This window comes from Mucilaginibacter sp. P25, assembly GCF_050859465.1.
GTDB lineage: Bacteria > Bacteroidota > Bacteroidia > Sphingobacteriales > Sphingobacteriaceae > Mucilaginibacter > Mucilaginibacter gossypii.
This window is the reverse complement of sequence record NZ_CP193937.1, coordinates 1258781-1280303: the sequence shown is the minus strand read 5'-3', so window position 1 is coordinate 1280303 and position 21523 is coordinate 1258781. Positions and strand designations below refer to the sequence as shown.

Genomic DNA, 21523 nt, shown 5'->3' with positions numbered 1-21523 from the left:
TGTATATACAGTTTAGAACGTAAGTGGTTTAAAGTTAATAGTCAAATAAGGTTTAAAGTTTCCAGGGCTATCGGCTCCGTGTGAATAAAAGCTTTTCAACTCCAACACCTATCCCCACCCCAATAACATAACACAACAAATCGCTCCACAAAAAACCCTCACCTAAAACGAGCCTGCCAAACAGTGTGTTCCTGATGTCATCTATCCATGGCGCTTTATAAAGTTGGCTGAACTCTATCGCAAAGCAAAACAGCAAAGCCGCAATAGCATTGAACCTGATAGTTTTGGTAATAAACAGAAATCTCATGATAAAGTAAACCATAGCAGCCCATAAAATATCGCCAATAAATAAAGGGATAAATTTAAAATGGCGGGATAGCAAGCCGAAGATAATGGTTGCTATTGATAATATAAAATAGGTTATCCGGGTTTTAGACATACAATAAATATCGGCTAAATAAATGCAACAAAAAAGGCACCCATTGGGTGCCTTTGATATATTTAACTTTATAAATGGTTGCTTATGCTTCTTCAGCTTCCAAAGCCATTTGCTCGTCAACAAGGATACGTCCGCAATGCTCGCAAACGATGATCTTTTTACGCTGACGGATGTCTGACTGGCGCTGAGGAGGGATCTGGTTAAAGCAACCAGAGCATGAATCACGTTGGATAGTTACAACTGCAAGTCCGTTTTTAGCGTTTTGACGTAAACGGGTGTAAGCAGTTAATAAACGTTCTTCGATGTTGTCCATAGCTTTTGCAGCCTGGGCATTTAATTCGGTCTCTTCTTTTTCAGTTTCGGCAGTAATGGTGCCTAATTCTTCTTTCTTGGCGTCAAGGTCGGCCTGGCGGGCTTCCAGATCGGCCAATGCTTTTTCGTAAACCTGGGTTTTGTTGGTGATTTCGAAGCCGTATTCGCGAATCTTCTTTTCACTTACCTGTATATCTAAGCCCTGGATCTCAATTTCTTTTGAGATTGCATCATATTCGCGGTTGTTTTTAACCTCGTTAAGCTGGCCTTCGTATTTTTTGATGTTCGCCTGAGCTTCTTTGATCAGGTTTTTACGGGTAACTATGTCATCTTCCACATCGTCAAGTTCACCTTTGATCTTTTGGATGCGGGTTTCAAGGCCTGCAACGTCGTCCTCAAGGTCGGCAACTTCCATTGGCAATTCGCCCCTTACCTGGCGGATCCTGTCAATCTTGGTGTGGATAGTTTGTAGTTCGTATAAAGCTTTAAGCTTTTGTTCTACGGTTTGTTCCATTAAATAAAATATTTGACGGGGTTTGTATTTACTTCTGTTAAACGGACGGCAAAGATAGGGAATTTTTTCTAATTATTTCATACAATAATTGCTGCGTAAATTGTTCACTCTCAAAGTGTCCGATATCTGCAATAACTATCTTTCCTTCGGCATCAAAAAACTCATGATACTTGTAATCGGCCGTGATAAAAACGTCGGCTCCTGCGGCTATGGCATGCTTTAGCAAAAAGCCTCCCGAACCGCCGCACACAGCTACTTTTTTAACGTGTTTGCCTAATAATTTAGTATGCCGTATCACATGCGTGCGCATCTTATCCTTTACATGAAACAGGAAACTTTCTTCATTAAGCGGCATTTCCAGCTCGCCTATCATACCCGAGCCTACCTGCTGGTGCTGATTGGTTAAATTGTAAAGATCATAGGCAACTTCTTCATACGGATGGGCCAGGATCAGCGCCATCAGGATCTTGCTCTCCAAATTGGCCGGATATACCGTTTCAATGCGGATCTCATCTTCCTTGTGGCGTTTGCCAATTTCGCCCACATAAGGGGTTGCGGCATCATTGCCTTTAAATGTCCCTGTTCCCTCTGCATTAAAACTAACCTCGCTGTAATTACCAATATTGCCTGCACCTGCTGCAAACAAAGCATCACGTACAGTGTCGGCATGGTTTAGCGGAACGTACGTAACCAGTTTTTTGATCAGGTTATGTTTGGGCAGCAGTATTCGGCTGTTTTTTAAACCCAAAGTTTCGCAGATGCGGGCATTAACACCGGTCATGATGCTATCCAAATTGGTGTGAATAGCGTATATAGCAATACCTTTACGGATAGCTTTTTCAACCACGCGTTCTACATAAGTTTTACCGTTGAATTTCTTGATCCCTTTAAAAACTATAGGGTGGTGAGATATGATCACCTGGCAGCCGGTGGCGATGGCTTCATCAACCACAGCTTCGGTGCAATCAAGCGAGATCAGGGCCTGGCTTACCTCCTGCTCCGGGTTGCCAACTATCAGGCCAGAATTGTCGTAATCTTCCTGGTAATTAAGTGGCGCGAGGCTTTCAAGGTAAGCGGTTAGGGCAGATAGTTTCATTAAGTTTTTTTAGAGATAAATAACGGCTTTGTTTAGCTGCTCATTTTAGCCATTTGGTAGCTTTCATAAGCCATATTCTTATTATACTCCAAAGTTATCGACTTATTGTTGATCAAATCCACAATGGTGCCAATCCAGCAAAAGCCTACTGTTAGTAAATAAACAATACCCATCCCAATCTGGCCTAATACAAAGCGCTGAATGCCGGCAAAGCCTACAAAACCAAGCAAGGTAAATAACAATATATCCTGCGAGTTTTTGCGCTTATTGCTATAAACCATGTAAAAATATTTTTTCTGGCTTTCTGTCAGATCGGGGGTGGCGTGCTGTAAAAATCCCAACTCTTCTGGCGAAAAACCGGCAAACGTACTATGTGGGTCCTGGTACATGTTCATATAGGTAAGGCTTATTAAAAAGTAATAAGCCAAATTTAAATATTTACCGCATTAAAACTATAGGTTAAAAAATGATTTAAAAATTCTTTTCCATACGTAGGGGTAAACAATAGTGAGGTTGTAATACCTGTATGAAAGTTTTAGTAACCGGGGCAACAGGGTTTATTGGCAGGCAGCTCACGTTATCGCTGGCTATGCAGGGCTATGATGTTAAAGCCTTATGCCGTAATACCGATCATCCATATTTAATAAAGCATAAAAATATTGAACCGGTTACAGGCAATATCATGTACCGGCAAAGCCTGGGCAGGGCAATGCAGGGCTGCCAGCAGGTGTATCATACAGCCGCCATGGCCAAAATGTGGTGCCGTAACCCGGATGATTACCATGAAACCAATGTTGTTGGTACCCGTAACGTACTTGAAGTTGCAGCAGGTGCCGGTGTACAGAAAATAGTTTACACATCAACCTGCGGTGTTTGGGGCCCAACAGTAAAACATCCCATGAGCGAGAATGATCCAAGAATAGCTGGTTTCCCCATTGCTTACGAGCGTACCAAATACCTGGCAGAATTGGAGGTGCAAAACTTTGCAAAGCAGGGAGGGATATACATCGTTACAGTAAATCCATCACGCGTATATGGCGAAGGGCCTGTTACCGAAAGTAATACAGTGGGTAAAATGGTTTTGGCCTATTTACGCGGCAAATGGCATTTTATTCCCGGCAACGGCGAACAGGTAGCCAATTATGCTTTTTTAACTGATGTGGTTGATGGACATTTTGCGGCTATGAATAATGGAACCAGCGGCGAACGCTATATCTTGGGCGGAGAGGATATTAGTTTTAATGATTTTTTCAAAACAGTACATCAGGTATCAGGTAAACAACATCGTCTCATTCATCTGCCGTTAAAGGCTATCGAATTTTACAGCCATCTTGAAAAGCTGAAAGCACAGCTTACCGGGTTACGCCCCTTTTTTTACCTGAGTTTGCCGAACGTTTAAAGTATGATCAAAAGTATAGCAGCAATAAGGCTATAACCCAATTGGGTTATCGGATAACCCCTTTGCCGAAGGGATGCACAAAACAATCAACTACCTTAAACAAGCCTGAACATGGTACATCAAACTGCAATTATAACCGGAGCCAGCGAAGGGTTGGGCAAATCATTTGCCATTGAACTGGCATTACGCCATGTAAACCTGGTACTGGTTTCATTGCCGGGTTCAGGTCTGCCCGAACTGGCATCGTTTATCCGCAAAAATTTTGAGGTTAAAGTAAGTTATCTTGAAATTGATTTAACCCTTGCCGAAAGTTACCCGGCTATTTTTAATTACCTTAGTGATAAGCAAATTACGGCCCACCTACTCATCAATAATGCGGGTTTAGGTAACTGGTCGTGGTTTGAAGATTTGAACATTGGGTTTTATAAAAAGCAAATTGAACTGAACGTGATTACACCTGTACTGCTTACCCGCCTGTTCCTGGCCCAGGCCGATGTCTCTACTACCTCTTATATATTGAATGTAGGGAGCTTGGGCGGCTTGTTTGTAGTGCCTAAAAAGCAGGTTTACGGTGCTACCAAATCATTTATCAGGTATTTTACCAAATGTTTGCAGCTGGAACTTCAGGGCTCAAATGTGAAAATCAGCCTGCTTAGTCCCGGAGGCATTAACACCAAGCCTGAGCTGCTGGTAATGAATAATAAGCTTAGAGGCATATCAAAGGCAACTATTATGGAGCCCGGGCACGTGGCACGTATAGCAATTGATGGTTTGCTGAAAGGAAAAAAGAAATTATACCTGGCATGATAAACAGGATGCTTGTTTTACTAAACAGTTTGCTGCCTGCCGCTGTTAAAGACATCATTATAAGGCAGCGCCTGGCCACCATTATTAAAAGCTGACAGCATGATCATTTCATTACTTACCTATCGGCATATTAAAAACCTTTGCAGCTTTTTCAAGCGCACGCGCAATAGTTTTAAGCTTATTAATAACGAACGTATTGTTATTATCTCGGGCAGTATGCGCGGATTGGTATTGTATTTTGACCGCGATGCCTGCGAGGTGAAAAATGGAGAAACAGATTTTATCAGTATTGACATAACCCGCGATTTCTCAGTCGAGATGCTGATGCGGATCCTGGTGAACCATAACATCATAACTTCGGTTTTTGAAGGTTGATCGCATTGCTATCCAGGTAATTTATTCAGTAATAGTTTAATAACCAGACCTAACCGTTTAAAGCCGTACACTGGCTGTAACGTTTCCGAACAATAGTGTCCTTTATTGCCTTTCAATGTGTTCATTGTAAGTTATTTATATTGTGGCATGAAATTTAATATCATGTTATGGTACCTGTACCGATATTACAAATGCGATGCCTGATTAGTTTAAATATGTGCTGAAAAAGATTATTGGGACATATCTGTGAGTATAATAGCATAACGCTGTTGGGGACTGTATATTGATGAATAAAATTGTTCTTTTCGTTAGGAAAACTTAAACCTACATAACCATGATCAGAACGTACTTTAAACTCGCTTACCGCAATTTAATTAAAGACAAAACCTATTCCGTTATTAATATATCTGGTTTGGCAATTGGCCTCGCAGCAAGTATCCTGATATTGCTTTGGGTACAAAACGAACTGAGTTACGATATGTTTCATAAAAATGCGGCACAACTATATCGTATAAACTGGGATGTTGATGGCTTAACCATGGCCGGCACACCCACTGCAATGGCTGCCTCGGTAAAAGCGCAATTACCGGCTGTGAAAAATGCAGTACGTATAAACACGAAGAGTTACTTGTTTGGAGCCAACGACAAAAGGTTTATAGAAGACAGGGTAATTTATGCCGATCCCAATTTTCTGGATGTATTTTCATTCCCGCTTGTAAAAGGTGATCGTGCAGAAGCTCTAAAGCAAATAGATGGCGTTTTAATAACGGAAGCTACAGCCGTGAAATATTTTGGTAATGAAAATCCCGTTGGCAAGTTTCTGAAAAAAGACAATAGTGAAAACGTGGTAGTGACCGGGGTTTTAGCCAACATCCCTGCTAACTCGCACATGCAATTTGATTTTGTAATGCCAACAGCAGCATTGTACAGAGCTAACCCAAAGGTTGAAAAATATCAATGGGAAGCGCCGTATTTTCATACTTATCTTCAGTTAGATGAAAATTTTGATCCAAGCCCTGTCAATTTAAAAAAGCTGGAAAGCCAGATTTTCCAGATCTACCATAAATACGAACCGCAAATGAAGAGCGCTTTCCATCTTCAGCCGATTACCCAAATCCATATGGCCCCGGCGATAGAGATGGATTTACCCGGGCACGGTAATGCGCTATACCTAAAAATGTTTTTTGTTGTAGCTATTTTAATACTTGCCGTTGCCTGTATCAATTTCATGAACCTGGCTACTGCGCGTTCGGCCCGACGGGCAAAGGAAATTGGCTTGCGCAAAGTAGCTGGGGCGCAAAGGTTTCAACTGATATTTCAGTTTTTAAGCGAAGCCGTGTTCACTGCTTTTTTATCGCTGCTTCTTGCACTTTGGATAGTAGTTTTGGTCCTGCCGATGTTTAATCAGCTGATTGGTAAACAACTTACCATTGATTTTGCCGATGCGAATCTTTGGCTTGGTCTGTTATGTATCGCGTTATTAACAGGGGTGATATCGGGAAGTTACCCGGCATTGTTTTTATCGGGTTTTAATCCTGTTAAAGTGCTTAAGGGGAATGTGAAATCAATGGGCGGTAATTTAATTTTTCGCCATGCTTTGGTGGTGACCCAGTCTGTTGTTTCGGTGGTTTTACTGATAGGTACGATAGTTATTTACCAGCAACTTAAGTTTGTACGAGAAAGAAATCCCGGCTTTAACAAATCCAGTCTTTTATATATGGACATGAACGGTGACATGGTAGATAAAGAAGCTTTGCTGAGAAATGAGCTACGGCAAAATCCGCTCACCAGTGATTTTGCTATTACCAACGAACTTCCTATAGATGTGGGAGCTGGCGCAAACGTTTCATGGCCCGGCAAAGACCCCAAAACGCTCGGAAACCCGACGCCGGGAATTTACGTGAGCGAAAATTTTGCCCATCTATTCGGATTGAAATTACTGGCAGGCCGTTTCTTTTCCGAATCAATTAAAACCGATTCAAATAATTGTGTCATTAACCAAAAACTATTGAGCTTGATGGGCTTTACTGATCCTGCGGCAGCCATTGGCAAACCGATGACATTGCACAATAAACCCAGTGTTATTATTGGTGTGGTTAAAGACTTTAATTTCAAACCTGCCCAGTCGGCCATTGAACCCCTGATCATTGCTTTAACAGGTGGTGGCGGTAATGTGGTTATACGAACTAAGCCTGGAGCAACCTTTGCAACTATAAAGGCTCTGGAGAAAATGAGTAAAGAAATTAGTCCTGCTTATCCTTTCAGCTTCAATTTTGTTGATCAGCAAATGGCCAGCCTTTACCATGGAGAGCAGCAGATGGGTAATATTTTTAAACTATTTGCGGCAATAGGCATTTTTATTTCATGTCTTGGTTTATACGGTTTATCGGCGTTTATTGCCGAACAGCGTACCAGGGAAATAGGCGTACGCAAGGTATTGGGCGCATCGGTATTTAACCTGGTTTATTTGTTATCATCCGGAATTACCAGGTTGATCCTGATAGCTATCTGTATAGCATTACCGGTTGCGTGGTACGCGGCAAATACCTGGCTGGCTGGATTTGCTTATCATATTAATGTTAGCTGGCTGATATTCTTGTTGGCATCGGGGTCAGCTTTGGGTATAGCCTGGCTTACGGTTGGCTATGAATCTATCAAAGCCGCAACCGTGAACCCTATTAAGAGCTTAAGAACTGAGTGATGCTTGCGTTACATAAATGAACACCCACCTGTCCGTATCCGAACGGTACTTCATTGTTGGTTGAGTTTAATTGTTTGATATATAGCTATTTGTGATATTGGCACTGTTTTGCATGCCACACAATTAAATAAAACGGATTTTTATGCTGAAAAACTATATCAAAACCGCCTGGCGGAACCTTGTCCGCAATAAGTTTTATTCGGTGATCAATATTGCCGGGTTAACTGTAGGCCTCGCCATTGGGATCCTCATCCTGCTTTGGGTGCAGGACGAATTTAGCTTTGATAGCTTTCATAAAAACGCATCAAATATTTACCGGGTAGAGCTTTTTGGCGGTACAGGGGCCAGCAAGCAGATCTGGCAAACAACAGTAGCACCGATGGGGCCGCTGGCCAAACAGGAACTGCCCGTTGTGCAAGATCAGGTGCGCATAACCAATAACTGGTTTTTCTCATTATTTAAATACCAGGATAAAATTTTTAACGAGCAGGCGGTAGGCTTTGCTGATCCCTCCCTGTTTACTGTTTTTGACTTTCCGCTGATTGAAGGTAACAAGGCAAAGCCTTTTACGAACGATAATTCCGTAGTGATTACAAAAAGAACGGCAAAAAAATATTTCGGTAATCAAGATGCTTTAGGAAAAGTTATTGTGGCCGATAATAAAGAGAATTTTACTGTATCGGGCGTTATTGATGATTTCCCGCTTAACTCAAGCATTAATTATGATATGATCATGCCTATGAGCTATCATATCAAATATATGTTTACCAACAATAAGGTTGATCTGAACCATGATTTCAGCAATTACGCTTATGAAACCTATTTGTTGTTGAAGCCGGGTACTTCTTTAAAAAAGCTATCGGCCGATTTGAATAAAGTTCACCTGAAACGGAAGCCTGAAGATACCGATGCCGATTACCTCTTGCTGCCCGCAACTAAAATGCACCTTTATAATGCTGATGGTACCGACCGGGGGATCAGCACTGTACATATCTTTATCATTATCGCCTTAGTAATATTAGTAATTGCCTGTATCAACTATGTTAACCTTTCAACCGCGCGGGCCATGCTGCGCGCCAAGGAAATAAGCATGCGAAAGATCATCGGCGCGGCAAAAACACAATTGTTTATGCAGTTTGTGGTAGAAACAGCTTTGCTGTTTATCCTTTCGTCGGTTTTAGCAGTGTTGGTAATTTATAACGTAATTCCTGTATTTAATGAAATTGCGGGTAAGCAGCTGGTATTTAATCTTTCCAACTACCATATCTGGTTAGTTATTGCGGGTACCATTACTGCTACACTTGTATTGTCCAGTATTTACCCGGCGCTCCTGTTATCATCTTTTGAACCTTTAAAGGCACTTAAGGGTAAAATATCCAATGGCATTGGCGATGTGGTTTTCCGTAAAATCCTGGTAGTGGTACAGTTTACCTTTTCGGTTGTGCTTATTATCGGTACAATCGTAATCACCAGCCAACTTAATTACATCCGGTCTAAAAATTTAGGCTATGATAAAAGCCATGTGTTTGCTTTTTGGATGCGCGATATGAAAGATCATTATGATGCTGTTAAAGCCGAACTGTTGAAACAACCGGGTGTTGAGGCGGTAACCCGATCAAGCGGAAATATTGTTAACAACGGCGGCATCTCGGGCGATAATGATTGGGATGGCAAAGCCACAGGGCAAACATTTATCGTGCACCCGCAGGGAATTGATAAAGATTTTATTTCTTTTTCAAGATAAAAATGACTGCAGGTCGCGGTTTTGATGGCTCGGTGAGTGATTCGGCTCATTATATCCTGAATGAGGCTGCAATTAAGGAGTTAGGTATGAAAGACCCGATAGGCAAACGTTTCAGGTTGCGTAAAACTGAAGGAACTATCATAGGCGTGGTAAAGGATTTTCACTTTGCAAGTATGCGTGAAAAAATTGGGCCGATGGTGTTTTTCTACGCCCCGGATACGTATGCTTCACTGTATATTAAAACAACCGGCGATGGTGCGCCAAAAGCCATAGCAGCTGCCGAAAAAGAGTTTAAACAATACAATGGGCAATTTCCATTTGGTTACACTTTCCTGGATGACATATTCAACAACCTTTACCAGGGCGAGCAGCGCGAAGGTACCTTATTTAACTATTTTGCAGGGATCGCGATTTTAATTTCTTGTCTTGGCCTGCTTGGTTTAGCTGCTTACACCGCCCAGGTGCGTACCCGAGAAATTGGCGTGCGAAAGGTTTTAGGCGCTACCGTTACTAATGTTGTTGCCTTATTAGCCAAAGATTTTATAAAGCTTGTATTGATTGCTATTGTAATAGCCTTCCCGATAGCCTGGCTGGCTATGAGCCACTGGTTGGATGCATTCGCTTACAGAGTGGGTATTAGCTGGACAACTTTCATCTTATCGGCAGCTATCGCCCTATTGATAGCCTTTATTACCATCAGCTTTCAATCGGTTAAAGCCGCGCTGGCTAACCCGGTTGATAGTTTAAGGAGGGAGTAATAGTTGGTTCAAATTGGTAGAGACTCGTCACATGCGTTTCCCGAATGACTGGTTTTGCGTTGATTGCTTATCTGTCCTCATGGGAGACGCATGTGATGCGTCTTTACTTTGAAAACTTAAAACAATTCCACCAACCGCTCCAAAGCCATCCCTCTCGATCCTTTGATCAGGATAGTTGAATTGGTAATAGGCTGTGCTTTCAAAGCAGCAATGGCATCTTCGGCAGTTTCATAAAACTTGTCCATGGTCCATGGTCCATGATCCATGGACTGCGAAGCACCCAAAAATCCTTTCCGATAAAGATGCGTTCATCAACAGCGGTATCCATAGCTTTGCGGATAACAGATGCATGTTCAACAGCCGCTTCCGGCCCCATTTCAAACATATCGCCCAAAATAAGTACCTTCCTTTTTGCTTCAATTTTGCCCACGTTTTCAATGGCTACAAACATGCTGCTTGGGTTGGCATTGTAATAATCGCAAATGAGCGTATTAGTAGCTGTTTGTACAATTTGCGAGCGGTTATTTTTAGGCTGATAACCCTCGATACCGGCGTTGATTTCATTAGCCGGTAAACCGAGATAGGTGCCTATACATATGGCTACTAAAATATTGGGCAGGTTATAAGTACCCGTTAGCTGGGTTTTAACTTGATAGCAGTCGCCGGTTTTATTATTGGTCCAACTTAAAGTGAGCAACGGAGAATTTTCCAACAGTTCACCGCTGATGAGATTGTCAATAGCATCGGTTCCGTAATACTCCACGTGAGGTAAACGACGGACAGCAGCCATCTCCATTAAAACAGTATCATCGCTATTGACAAAGACAGCACCATCTGTTTTGCTTACTCCTCCTTTAGGGGGCAGGGGGGCAAAATAATCATACAACTCCCCTTTACCCTTCTTCACTCCTTCAACTCCGCCAAAACCTTCCAGATGCGCTTTACCAACATTGGTAATTAAGCCAAGCGATGGTTGAGCAATACTGCAAAGCATCTCGATCTCTTTTTGGTGATTGGCCCCCATTTCAATAACGGCCACCTCGTGGCTGGCATCAATGGTTAAAATTGTAAGTGGTACACCAATATGGTTATTTAAATTGCCTTGGGTAGCCTGGGTTTTAAAATGCTGCGATAATACGGCATTGATCAGTTCTTTGGTGGTGGTTTTTCCGTTGGTACCTGTAAGTCCGATAACCGGGATGTCAAGCTGACGGCGATGATAACGCGCTAAATCCTGCAAGGTAGTTAAAACATCCTCAACCAATAAATACTGTTCGCCCAGTTGATATTCGGCGTTATCAATTACTGCGTAAGCTGCACCGGCCTCAACTGCTTTTTGTGCAAAAGTGTTGGCGTCAAACTTATCGCCTTTGAGGGCGAAGAACAGATTGCCAGGCACTATCTTCCGGGTGTCGGTGCTAATTACGGGGTGTTTGAGGTATATATCGTACAGTTGGGTTGTGGTAGTCATGTGTGTTGAACAAATACAATTCAAAAATATGTCATCATTAGCTTGCGTACGTTTGCAACGAGTGCTTAACGTGGCTCGGCGATTGTATCGCCGGGCTTGCGTTTAAAACGCAAGCCCATTTTAAGCGCTCGTTGCAAACGAGCCCAAGGTTTCAAACTTAACAAAAATTATTCCCCCTTGTTCATCCAGCCAATTACAGCTTTGATTTCACCGTAGCTGTAATCATCGCCTAAAACTTCTTTTAAGGGCGATAGTCTTTCAGTTCCATAACTTTCAACGGCGTCGGCAATAACAGCGATCTTTTTCTGCGGAACTATTTCGGTGATATCCAGATCGCCGTTTTGTACATAATAACTCAGGTGTGTTTCTATGGTAGCTGTAGTGAACCCACGCTCAGCAGCTATTTCGACAACGGTTTTTCCGGAGCGATATAGGTTAAACGTTTCGGCTTTAGTATCATTGCTTCGCGAAGAAGATTTGGTTTGCCCCGGTGATTTCGCCTTCCGCTCCCGTTTAGGCGATTTCTGTTTTATTTTTGAACCGAGGCCTTTTTCAGCACAATAAATCTTAACCGGTTCAAGCAGTTCGCGACCATAACGGGCCAGTTTAATATCGCCAAAACCAGAAATCATTCGCAATTCATCCAAACTTTGTGGCAGGTAGGTAGCCATTTCCTGCAGTGTAGCATCGGATATAATAACATAAGCCGGTACATTTTCACCCTCGGCAATGCCCCGCCTAACTTCCCTTAACCGGTTGAATAACGGAATCTCATAAGGAAGGCTTTCTTCATGATGAACTTCTTCAACTTTTTCTATTTCAATAAACTCAACTTTTTGGCCGCCTTTTAAAACAGCTGCACTTTGCGCGGTAAGCTTTAAAACCGGATATTCGTCGCCGGCGGTTTGCAGATAGCCCATGGTAACCAGCTCGCGGATGTGGTGCTGCCAGTCGGCCTTGCTGATATCTGCACCGATACCGTAGGTTTTTAACTGCTTATGTTCTTCACGGATCTTATCGCTTTTCGATCCCCGCAAAAAATCTATTACATAGTTAGCCCCGAAACGTTCATTTAACCGGGCTACCGCCGAGAGCGCTTTTTGAGCGATCAGCGTGCCATCAAAACGTTTATATTCAGTTAAGCAAACATCGCATGAGCCGCATTTGGCCGGAAATTCTTCGTCGAAGTATTTCATCAGGTATTGCCTGCGGCACGATAGCAGCTGACAATATTTAACCATATCATTAAGCTTATTAAGCATGATGCGGCTTTGCTGCTCGTTGCCTTCAACTTTGGCAAAAGCCTGCAATTTCATTGCATCGCCGGGCGAGTAAAGCAACAATGCTTCCGATGGAAGCCCATCGCGCCCAGCCCTGCCGGTTTCCTGGTAATATCCTTCAATGTTTTTTGGCAGATCAACATGTACTACATAGCGCACGTTTGATTTATTGATACCCATACCAAAGGCGATGGTTGCCACGATGATTTTGAGGTCGTCACGTAAAAAAGCTTCCTGGTTACGGGCTTTAACTTCATTACTAAGACCGGCGTGATAGGCCTCGGCAGCAAAGCCTTCATCTTTTAAATCCTCGGCCAAAGCCTCGGTAGATTTACGGGATAGGCAATAAATAATCCCCGACTCATCCTTATGTTCATTTAAAAAGGCGATGAGCTGTTTAAAGCTGTTCTTTTTAGGCGCTACGCGGTAAGTAATATTTGCCCTGTTAAATGAGGATACAAATATTGCCGGCTTATGAAGGTTGAGCTTTTCAAGAATATCTTTTTGTGTAAGCTTATCCGCAGTAGCCGTAAGTGCTATAACCGGCACCGACGGAAACTCTTCCTTAAGCCCGGCAAGCATTAAATACTCAGGCCTGAAATCATGTCCCCATGATGAGATACAATGCGCCTCGTCAATTGCTATCTGGGAAACTTTCAGCGTTTTTAAAAAAGGAATAAGCTTACTTTCTTTATTCTCTTTGCTTTCGGCACTGAACAAACGTTCGGGGGCAAGGTAAAGTAGTTTGATCTCATTGTTTCGGAGCCGGTTTACCAGCACCCTCGTTTCCTCGGGATTTAACGACGAGATTGAGGAAAGCCGCAGGGATGCCGTTAACGTTCAGGCTATCTACCTGGTCTTTCATCAGCGCAATAAGCGGTGATATTACAATGGTCAAGCCATCAAGCAAAACAGCGGGCAGTTGGTAGCACAATGATTTGCCGCCACCGGTAGGCATCAGCGCCATTACATCCTGCCCCTTAAGTATATTTTGAATGATAGCCTCCTGCTCATGCCTGAAGGTACTATAACCAAAGTATTTTTGCAGGGCCTGAATAGGTGTCATGTTTGTTGATTGCAGATATGCAAATGTGCAGATTTCAGATTATAAATATGCGGATTTCAGATGTGCAAATTTTAAATTATAGATGTGCAAATTCCAGATGTGCGGTTCTCTTCTACCTTAACTAACTGTAATTACATTTTATCATTTACATATGCACATCTGAAATTTGCACATCTAACAATTTGCCAATATTTTTCTGCATATTAGCTTATCTCTTTTCTCCTATATATCTATTATTTATTTATGATAAAAAAACATTTACTCCTTTTTGTATTTGTAAGTTTTTTTGCCCGGCCTTTGCGCAAAAGATCCAATCGCCGCAGGAGTTCCTGGGTTATAAACTGGGTGAGCATTTTACTCCACATTATCGTATCGCCGAATATTTTAGATACGTTGCGTCGGTTTCAAAAAATGTAAAACTACAGCAGTTTGGTACTACCAACGAGGGCCGGCCTTTACTGGCGATGTTCATCGCTTCTGATGAAAATATTGGCAGGCTGGAAGAGATCCGTCATAATAACCTTAAACTGGCCGGGATAGAAAGCGGCGGCGGCAGCACTGCCATGCCTGTTGTTACCTGGCTAAGCTATAATGTACACGGTAACGAGCCTGCATCAAGTGAAGCTTCGATGTGGACTTTGTTTGACATGGTTGATCCGGCAAATGCTGCTACTAAAGCCTGGCTTAAAAATATGGTTGTTGTTATCGATCCTTGTTTAAACCCCGATGGGCGCGACCGCTATGTTAATTTTTATAATTCGGTAGTTGGCGCTGCGCCAGATCCCAGCCCAACATCGCGCGAGCACGTTGAACCATGGCCGGGTGGCAGGGTAAACCATTTTTATTTTGACCTTAACCGCGATTGGGCATGGCAACAGCAAAAAGAAACCCAGGCACGTGTAGGTTTGTATAATCAATGGTTGCCGCAGGTACATGTTGATTACCATGAGCAGGGTTATAACGCACCATATTACTTTGCCCCTGCTGCCGAGCCTTACCATAAAGATATTACCCAATGGCAACGCCAGTTCCAGATCACCATTGGTAAAAACAATGCCAAGTACTTTGACCAGAACGGTTGGATGTATTTTACAAAATACGAGTTCGATCTGCTTTACCCGTCATATGGCGATACTTATCCTTTATACAATGGCTCTATCGGCATGACGTATGAGCAAGGTGGTATCAGTGCCGGTTTGGCTGTGGTTACCCGCAGCGGTGATACCCTTACTTTGGTGCAACGTGTAGCCCATCACCACTCAACAAGTTTAAGCACGCTTGAAATAGCCGCGTTAAATACTCAAAAGCTTTTGGATGAGTATAAAAAGTTTTTTGACAACAGTCGGGCCAATCCCCCGGGCGATTACAAAACCTATGTTATTAAAAACGATAACAATAATAAAATTAACGCGTTGGCAAAAATGCTGGGCCGCAACGGCATCCAGTATGGTTTTGGCTTAGCTAATAAAACCGTTACCGGCTTTAACTATGTTACCCAAAAAACGGAGCAATATAATGTTGGCGCAAACGACCTGGTAGTTAATGCCTATCAGCCTAAAGCAGTATTACTGCATGTGCTTTTGGAGCCCAAAACCTTTATCCCGGACTCGAATACATATGATATCACGGCATGGTCGCTTCCGTATGCTTATGGATTGAAAGCTTACGGATTGAAGGAATCATTTAAACCTGCCAGTACCGAATGGAGCGTGGCCGAGCCTAAGCCTCTGGTAAATACACATGCTTACGCATATGTATCGGCGTGGCAATCGGTTAATGATGTGAAGTTTTTGGCTGCTTTGCTAAAAAAGAAGATTAAAGTGCGTTATGCCGAGAAGCCTTTTGAAGCAGGGGGCAAGCAATTTACAGCAGGTTCATTAATTGTTACCCGCGCGGGCAACGACCTGGCTGCTTTTGACCAGGTGGTTACACAAACAGCTGCAGCACTTAATCAGGAGATCACTCCTATTTCAACAGGCTTTGTTGATAAAGGATCGGATATTGGTTCGGATGCGGTAAGGTTTATCCATCAACCTAAAATAGCATTGATTGCCGGCGACGGTGTTAATTCGGAAGCTATGGGCGAAGTTTGGCATTTGTTTGAGGCGCAGATTGGATACCCGGTTACTTTAATAAGGTATCAGGACTTAAGTCGCACAAAACTGGGCGAATTTGATGTGGTGATTTGCCCCGATGGCCGTTATGAAGATTTCCCTTCGGAGAAATTACAAAACTGGATCCGTGATGGTGGTAAGCTGATAGCCGTGGATAATGCTGTATCGTTACTGGTTGATAAAAAAGGCTTCCTGATTAAGCATAGGGAAGAGAAAAAGAAGATAAGGACAAAGAAAAGGACAAGGATAAAACGGTTAAGTTATATGGAGATCGCGACCGGTTAGCGCTTAGCGAGTCTATTCCAGGCGCTATTTATAAACTGAACCTTGACAATACCCATCCGCTTGGTTTTGGCTTGCCGGATTACTACTATTCATTAAAGTTGAATGATGATATCTACGATCTTTTCTCTGGCGATGATGGCTGGAACGTAGGCACTATAAAAAAGGATAGTTACGTATCAGGCTTTGTAGGTGCCGAATCAAAAAGAAGATCATAAACGGTTTGCTGCTTGGCGTACAGCCCATGGGCCGCGGTTCGGTAGTTTATATGGTTGATGACCCGTTGTTCCGCAGCTTCTGGGAAAACGGTAAGCTGTTGTTCAGTAATGCCGTATTTATGGTGGGGCAGTAAGCCCCCCAGCCCCCTGAAGGGGGAGCAGCTACATCGCTTTAAAATTAAAGGGCTTGTTTCCATTTTGGAAACAAGCCCTTTAATTTTAACTTATAGCCATGCTAATCAAAGGCTCCCCCTTCAGGGGGCTGGGGGGTTAATTATTCCCCTTTACCCTTCCTTTTTCATCATCGGCGCCGCTGCGGTGCTGACGCATTTTGATAGAACTGTTACCAAAGTTATAAGTAAAAGTAAGGCGCATTACCCGGGTATCATTTTTTTGTTTGATAACAAAGTTATTGTTCACCACCTGGCTGCTCAAATCATTGCGGCGAATGTTGAAGATGTCATCGCATGAAGCTTTGATGTTGAATTTCTTTTCCATGAATGATTTACTGACACCCATATCTACCGAGTAGCGCGGCCTGATCTTGTAAATGCCGTAGGTTAATGATGATTGGTAATCGCCGGTTACTTCAAAGCGGTAGCCTGCAAACTTGAATGTTTGTGTTGTACGGCCTTGGAAAGCCCATTGCCCATCATTGAACTTTTGACCGGCAAGGGTATCCGACTTAAAGCCCAGGTAAAACGCGGTTGCGTTAACATTGCCCTCCCACCATTTGGTAATGGTGAATGGTGTGTTGACGTTGACATTGTAACCGGTTTGGGTTTGCAGGTTTTGATGTGTTTCAAATGAACGCTTGCCTTCTGTTAAAATCAGCTCGGTAATAGCATCGGTAGTATGGCTGTAACCGAGGCTTACGTTGATGGTTTTATTATAAGTATAATTAAGCTCAAAGTTTTGAGTGTATTGCGGGTTCAGGAACGCGTTACCTTGCGAATAAGTGTAAGGGTCAAGGTAATAAACAAAAGGGTTCAGGTCGTCATAGCCCGGACGGTCGATACGGCGGCTGTATGAAAAGCTTACTTCGTTTTTATCATTAATGGTTTGATTAATGAATACGCTTGGGAAAAGATTTAAATAGCTTCTCTTAACAGGTGTGCTACCAATAAGGTTACCTGTAGATCGGGTTTGTTCGGCACGTAAGCCTAATTGTACAGAGAATTTTTTGAATTGCTTATTCAGGTTCAAATACCCGGCATTAATTTTTTCGGTGTAAATAAACCGGTTGGTACGTGTAGTATCATTAATATAAGCACCGTTGCTGAAGATCTGCGCTTGCAGGTCATTATCGGTTTTAACACTGCTGAATTTTACCCCGGCTTCCAGTTTGATGGTTTTGGTAAGCGGTTTGGTGTAGTCAGCTTTACCGGTGTAGATGCTTATGGTTGAAGGTGTTTGGTTACGCAGCATTTGTGGTTCATGCTGTATACTTCCATCAGGTAAAAAATAATCGGTATTGTACATGGCATTGGAGTTGTTTTTGAATTTAGAGTAATCCAAATCAATGCTCAGCTCCTGGCCGCTGGTATCAAGCTTAAGCCTGTCGTTAAGGTTAAGGGCGAAGTTTTTATAGGTTTGCCTGATATCTGATGTAGTGTGCAACGAAGAATCGGGCACGCCAAATTGTTTGCCGATAATTGTGCGGTTATCATTCAAGTCTTTTTCGCTGTTTGAATAGCCGCTTACCACAAAACCTATGGTATGTTTCGGGGTTAGGTCATAGTCGGCACCTAAACGATAGTTGTTGTAATGGTTGATGCTTGGCAGGTTTGATTTCTGGTTGAAATAAGTTTTATTGCCAAGCGAATCAGTAATGATACGGTCAATGCCAATATCGTGGCCGCGTTTGTTATCACCCCTGCTTAATGAGGTAAACACATTGAGATTGCCCTGTTTGTGATTAAGGTTTAGGCTGCTGTTATCGCGCCAGTATTTGCTTTTGGCACCGCCCACGGTAATACTGCCGTTTGTGCCCGATTGTGTATTCTTTTTCAATTTAATATTAATGATGCCCGAATTGCCGGCCGCATCATATTTTGCAGATGGGTTGGTAATGATCTCAATAGATTTAATGGTATTGCCATCAGTTGAACGTAATAAAGTAGCCAGCTGCGCTGCCGTAAGATAGGTTAGCTTGTCATTGATCATGACAGTTACGCCCTGTTTACCTTTCAGGCTGATGTTATCGTCCTTATCAACAGTAACGCCCGGTGCACGTTCTAAAATTTCCATGGCGGTATTGCCGGCTGCAAGTACGCTGTTTTCGACGTTCATTACGGTGCGGTCTATTTTACGCTCAATAAGGGGTTTTGTGGCGGTGATGGTAACGGCCTTTAATTCGGTGCTGCCTGTGTGCAGGTTTAAAGCAGGAGCTGTAACATGCGGTGTATTTGCAGGCACGGTGAAGCTTTTGCTTACAGCTTTTTGATAGCCAACAACAGTGGCTTTAATAATATAGTTGCCCGCTTTTATGTTGTCAAAAACATAAACACCGGCATCGTTACTTAATGCTCCTTTAACCACAGTTGAATCGGAGGCGCGTAAAAGGCTTACAGTCGCATAATCAAGTGGTTTGCCCTGCTCGTTAACTAAGGCCCCTGATACCTTGGCGGCAGGCGGAGCCTGCTGGGCAAACGATACACTACAGCTGATAGCAACAAGCAGCAGTGTATAAAATATGTTGTGTATGATAGCTTTCATTTTTAGTTCGGTTTAAAAGTAAGGGCAATACAATGCCGTTAAAGGATTGCTCCTTTTTAAAAATTTGTAAATAAGTGTTTTTAGTTTCCGGGGTGCTTTTTCCGGTTTTTTAGGGTTTAGTAATTATGAGATATAGGCGATTGTTTTCATTGTGTTAATGCTTTTGATTTAAATTTTAGCAAAACAATCCCACCTGGCTTTTAGGCCATTTTTTAACGATTATTAAATTTATGTTGCCGGATTACCCGGAAATGGTAATTGTGTTGCTTTTTATAGTAAGATGCAAAAACAGGGGTGTTGGTTACAGATTATTTTCACTTTTTAATGCAGGCATTAAATTTTTTGCCATATCCTTAATAATCCGGAAGGTAATTGGCATTTCATTTTGGCAGGGGATGGTTGCCTCCCGATTGCTTATCCTGTTGTTTAAAAGCGATTTGCCTCCTGTTTGCAACAGGAAATAAAAAGGAATAATAAGCCCGCTAAAAATTAGCAGGCTTATATATTTAAAAATACTTTTCATAGGGCAGGCGATTTTTAACGCCCAGGTGCGTTGGTAGTATCCGGAACACCTGCATCTTTTGATGCTTTTATCTTCTCCATAATTTTATCCGCTGTTGTATTGGTATCTATTTTACATTCGAGGCCATTGGTGGTCATGATATAAGTGGCGGTTGTAATGCCGTTATTCTTGTCCTGGTCTTTGCACTCATATATATTAAAGTTGATGTTGCGGTCGAGTTTTTCATCAATAACAACTTTAGCATTAAGAGGTACTTTAAGGGTGAGGTGTAATTCCTGCCCGCGCCATAAAAAGCCTTTAGGCATTTCCAGGTGCCGATCGAAATTTAAAACAGAATCTTTTTGCTCAAAACGGTAAGCTGCACTGCGGGCGTTGATCAAGGCTTCTTCAAGATTGCTGCCGCGGGCGCTGAATGTTTCGATGAGCACAGGTTGAGGAACATCACTCTTTTCAATATCAATGGTAACGTTGCGATTTGGCATATCATCGCCATTAAAATCATCATCTAAAATGATCATGCCTTTAAAGCGCTCGTTTATTTTGAGGCGTGTGCTGTCTTCATTACTTAAATACTTAGTGTCGTTCAGCTGCAGGTAATACGTGTTGTTTGTAGTTGGCTTAAGTTTAACTGTTTGCGTAAACTTACCGCCCTCGCGGAAGCCGGCCGCCGTTTTTACGCCATAATATGAAACCGCACCCAGGGATGCTAACCAGATACATAACAAGGTAGTACCAATTGAACGGTTAAATGAAGCTTTTTTAAACAGGAAGCCTATCGTTGATAAAATAATGGCTAATAAAGGTATAGTTAGTACTAAAAAGCCGCTCGCCATGAAAATACCATTGGCCTGGTGATTAGTTATGTTGAACGGAAACAGGTTGTAGATGCCCATATTACCAGCCGCAAATAAAGCGACAAGCGAAACGATTAGCGCTATGGTCATGCCAAGGCAGGCCAATAAAACAGCTGCAGCCAATAGTTTGCCAAGTAAACTGCCCGTACCCCTTAAAAAGGCGCCAAGATGTTCAAAGATATCGCTGATCAGATCGCGAACCTGGTAAATGAACGGTTTGGCTTCATGCTTAAAGTTTTGAAGGTTTTCACGTACGGTACTCAACTCTTCTTCAAAGTTCTTTTTAAAACCCTTCAAGTCCTGCTTTTCGCCTTTCATAGCCATACGGTCGGCGCGGGTAATGGCTTTTGGGACAGCCATCCATAGTATAAAATATATAATAAGGCCCATGGCGGCAAAAGGTACCAGGATAGCGAAGGCCAGCCTTACCCAGGCCGGGTTAATGTCAAAATAATTGGCAATACCAGCACATACACCACTGATGAGGTGATCATCCGGGTCGCGGAAAAGCCTGCGGCGTTCGGTATTGTACTCAAACGGATTGCCACCTGCAGCTTTGGCGTCGGTTTCGGCAGTTTCAAAATCCTGTACGCTGCCCATTTGCTCGGTAACTTCCTTAACGTCGGTCTCAACAATAACTTGTTTGGCGTCTCGTGCCAGGATCTCGTTAAACATTTCGGCAATGCGGTTTTCGATGTCGGTTGTGATCTCCAGGCTATCGGCCGAAGTAGAAAAATGACGCTTTACATCCGTCATATAATTCTTCAGCACTTCGTAGGCATCTTCTTCAATGTGAAAAACCATGCCGTTTATATTTATGATAATTGTTTTGTTCATGATTGTAGTGAGTTT

The 21523-nt window shown here is 42.6% G+C and carries 18 protein-coding genes and 1 pseudogene; 9 read left to right on the top strand and 10 right to left on the bottom strand.

The window, feature by feature from the left end:
* Positions 1–67: 67 nt before the first annotated feature.
* From ACRQ5D_RS06690 to ACRQ5D_RS06675, 4 genes and pseudogenes are all read right to left on the bottom strand, one after another.
* The gene (locus ACRQ5D_RS06690) at positions 68–439 is read right to left on the bottom strand and encodes a DUF2809 domain-containing protein (RefSeq protein WP_091167189.1); all 372 of its coding nucleotides are present in this window, start codon (positions 437–439) and stop codon (positions 68–70) included.
* A gap of 82 nt (positions 440–521) precedes the next feature.
* Positions 522–1265 (bottom strand): zinc ribbon domain-containing protein, encoded by a 744-nt coding sequence (locus tag ACRQ5D_RS06685; RefSeq protein ID WP_090532210.1) that lies wholly within the window; start codon positions 1263–1265, stop codon positions 522–524.
* Positions 1265–2361 (bottom strand): annotated as a pseudogene (locus tag ACRQ5D_RS06680) (Nif3-like dinuclear metal center hexameric protein). Before ACRQ5D_RS06680 ends, ACRQ5D_RS06685 begins: the two are co-directional and overlap by 1 nt.
* 32 nt (positions 2362–2393) lie before the next feature.
* A complete protein-coding gene (locus tag ACRQ5D_RS06675; RefSeq protein ID WP_223266146.1) occupies positions 2394–2750 on the bottom strand; it encodes a TM2 domain-containing protein in 357 nt (118 codons plus the stop codon).
* A 137-nt stretch (positions 2751–2887) separates the two neighbouring features.
* On the opposite strand from ACRQ5D_RS06675, the gene ACRQ5D_RS06670 reads away from it, so the two are divergent.
* The 6 genes from ACRQ5D_RS06670 to ACRQ5D_RS06645 all read left to right on the top strand — a co-directional run bounded on the left by ACRQ5D_RS06670 (position 2888) and on the right by ACRQ5D_RS06645 (position 10145).
* Complete coding sequence (locus ACRQ5D_RS06670; protein ID WP_431199293.1) at positions 2888–3760, top strand: NAD-dependent epimerase/dehydratase family protein; 873 nt, start codon at positions 2888–2890, stop codon at positions 3758–3760.
* A 111-nt stretch (positions 3761–3871) separates the two neighbouring features.
* Entirely contained in the window at positions 3872–4567 is a 696-nt protein-coding gene (locus ACRQ5D_RS06665) for an SDR family NAD(P)-dependent oxidoreductase (protein ID WP_431199292.1), read from the top strand.
* Positions 4568–4666: 99 nt separating this feature from the next.
* Positions 4667–4942 (top strand): hypothetical protein, encoded by a 276-nt coding sequence (locus ACRQ5D_RS06660; protein ID WP_091167204.1) that lies wholly within the window; start codon positions 4667–4669, stop codon positions 4940–4942.
* Between the two features lie 334 nt (positions 4943–5276).
* Positions 5277–7643 carry an ABC transporter permease gene (locus tag ACRQ5D_RS06655; protein WP_432328587.1) on the top strand — a complete coding sequence of 789 codons (2367 nt, stop codon included), beginning with the start codon at positions 5277–5279 and terminating at the stop codon, positions 7641–7643.
* A 142-nt stretch (positions 7644–7785) separates the two neighbouring features.
* Positions 7786–9387: an ABC transporter permease gene (locus ACRQ5D_RS06650; protein WP_432328586.1), complete on the top strand. Its 1602-nt coding sequence runs from the start codon at positions 7786–7788 to the stop codon at positions 9385–9387.
* 2 nt (positions 9388–9389) lie between these two features.
* Entirely contained in the window at positions 9390–10145 is a 756-nt protein-coding gene (locus tag ACRQ5D_RS06645) for an ABC transporter permease (RefSeq protein WP_432328585.1), read from the top strand.
* Between the two features lie 116 nt (positions 10146–10261).
* Here ACRQ5D_RS06645 and ACRQ5D_RS06640 read toward each other — a convergent pair whose 3' ends face one another.
* The 4 genes from ACRQ5D_RS06640 to ACRQ5D_RS06625 form a co-directional block, all read right to left on the bottom strand.
* Positions 10262–10390: a hypothetical protein gene (locus ACRQ5D_RS06640; RefSeq protein ID WP_432328583.1), complete on the bottom strand. Its 129-nt coding sequence runs from the start codon at positions 10388–10390 to the stop codon at positions 10262–10264.
* Positions 10345–11616, bottom strand: coding sequence for a UDP-N-acetylmuramoyl-tripeptide--D-alanyl-D-alanine ligase (locus ACRQ5D_RS06635; protein ID WP_432328582.1), 1272 nt, complete (start codon positions 11614–11616; stop codon positions 10345–10347). The genes ACRQ5D_RS06640 and ACRQ5D_RS06635 overlap by 46 nt, the downstream gene beginning before the upstream one ends.
* Positions 11617–11783: 167 nt before the next feature.
* On the bottom strand, positions 11784–13676 hold the full coding sequence (locus tag ACRQ5D_RS06630) for a RecQ family ATP-dependent DNA helicase (protein ID WP_432328581.1): 1893 nt from the start codon (positions 13674–13676) through the stop codon (positions 11784–11786).
* Positions 13648–13962 (bottom strand): DEAD/DEAH box helicase, encoded by a 315-nt coding sequence (locus ACRQ5D_RS06625; RefSeq protein ID WP_432328580.1) that lies wholly within the window; start codon positions 13960–13962, stop codon positions 13648–13650. The genes ACRQ5D_RS06630 and ACRQ5D_RS06625 overlap by 29 nt, the downstream gene beginning before the upstream one ends.
* Before the next feature lie 182 nt (positions 13963–14144).
* On the opposite strand from ACRQ5D_RS06625, the gene ACRQ5D_RS06620 reads away from it, so the two are divergent.
* From ACRQ5D_RS06620 to ACRQ5D_RS06610, 3 genes are all read left to right on the top strand, one after another.
* On the top strand, positions 14145–16361 hold the full coding sequence (locus ACRQ5D_RS06620; protein ID WP_432328579.1) for a M14 metallopeptidase family protein: 2217 nt from the start codon (positions 14145–14147) through the stop codon (positions 16359–16361).
* Between the two features lie 71 nt (positions 16362–16432).
* Entirely contained in the window at positions 16433–16576 is a 144-nt protein-coding gene (locus ACRQ5D_RS06615; protein WP_432328578.1) for a hypothetical protein, read from the top strand.
* Positions 16577–16581: 5 nt separating this feature from the next.
* On the top strand, positions 16582–16710 hold the full coding sequence (locus ACRQ5D_RS06610) for a hypothetical protein (protein WP_432328577.1): 129 nt from the start codon (positions 16582–16584) through the stop codon (positions 16708–16710).
* 136 nt (positions 16711–16846) lie between these two features.
* Here the strand turns inward: ACRQ5D_RS06610 and ACRQ5D_RS06605 are convergent, their stop codons facing one another.
* Together ACRQ5D_RS06605 and ACRQ5D_RS06600 are read right to left on the bottom strand one after the other, a co-directional pair.
* Positions 16847–19294, bottom strand: a complete 2448-nt coding sequence (locus tag ACRQ5D_RS06605) for an outer membrane beta-barrel family protein (RefSeq protein ID WP_091167221.1) — start codon at positions 19292–19294, stop codon at positions 16847–16849.
* Between the two features lie 537 nt (positions 19295–19831).
* Positions 19832–21508 carry a PspC domain-containing protein gene (locus ACRQ5D_RS06600; protein WP_091167226.1) on the bottom strand — a complete coding sequence of 559 codons (1677 nt, stop codon included), beginning with the start codon at positions 21506–21508 and terminating at the stop codon, positions 19832–19834.
* Positions 21509–21523: the final 15 nt, after the last annotated feature.

Bases quoted from the DNA above. Each gene is read 5' to 3' on its own strand.
- ACRQ5D_RS06690 (WP_091167189.1), bottom strand. From the start codon at position 439: ATGTCTAAAACCCGGATAACCTATTTTATATTATCAATAGCAACCATT.
- ACRQ5D_RS06685 (WP_090532210.1), bottom strand. From the start codon at position 1,265: ATGGAACAAACCGTAGAACAAAAGCTTAAAGCTTTATACGAACTACAA.
- ACRQ5D_RS06675 (WP_223266146.1), bottom strand. From the start codon at position 2,750: ATGTACCAGGACCCACATAGTACGTTTGCCGGTTTTTCGCCAGAAGAG.
- ACRQ5D_RS06670 (WP_431199293.1), top strand. From the start codon at position 2,888: ATGAAAGTTTTAGTAACCGGGGCAACAGGGTTTATTGGCAGGCAGCTC.
- ACRQ5D_RS06665 (WP_431199292.1), top strand. From the start codon at position 3,872: ATGGTACATCAAACTGCAATTATAACCGGAGCCAGCGAAGGGTTGGGC.
- ACRQ5D_RS06660 (WP_091167204.1), top strand. From the start codon at position 4,667: ATGATCATTTCATTACTTACCTATCGGCATATTAAAAACCTTTGCAGC.
- ACRQ5D_RS06655 (WP_432328587.1), top strand. From the start codon at position 5,277: ATGATCAGAACGTACTTTAAACTCGCTTACCGCAATTTAATTAAAGAC.
- ACRQ5D_RS06650 (WP_432328586.1), top strand. From the start codon at position 7,786: ATGCTGAAAAACTATATCAAAACCGCCTGGCGGAACCTTGTCCGCAAT.
- ACRQ5D_RS06645 (WP_432328585.1), top strand. From the start codon at position 9,390: ATGACTGCAGGTCGCGGTTTTGATGGCTCGGTGAGTGATTCGGCTCAT.
- ACRQ5D_RS06640 (WP_432328583.1), bottom strand. From the start codon at position 10,390: ATGGACAAGTTTTATGAAACTGCCGAAGATGCCATTGCTGCTTTGAAA.
- ACRQ5D_RS06635 (WP_432328582.1), bottom strand. From the start codon at position 11,616: ATGACTACCACAACCCAACTGTACGATATATACCTCAAACACCCCGTA.
- ACRQ5D_RS06625 (WP_432328580.1), bottom strand. From the start codon at position 13,962: ATGACACCTATTCAGGCCCTGCAAAAATACTTTGGTTATAGTACCTTC.
- ACRQ5D_RS06605 (WP_091167221.1), bottom strand. From the start codon at position 19,294: ATGAAAGCTATCATACACAACATATTTTATACACTGCTGCTTGTTGCT.
- ACRQ5D_RS06600 (WP_091167226.1), bottom strand. From the start codon at position 21,508: ATGAACAAAACAATTATCATAAATATAAACGGCATGGTTTTTCACATT.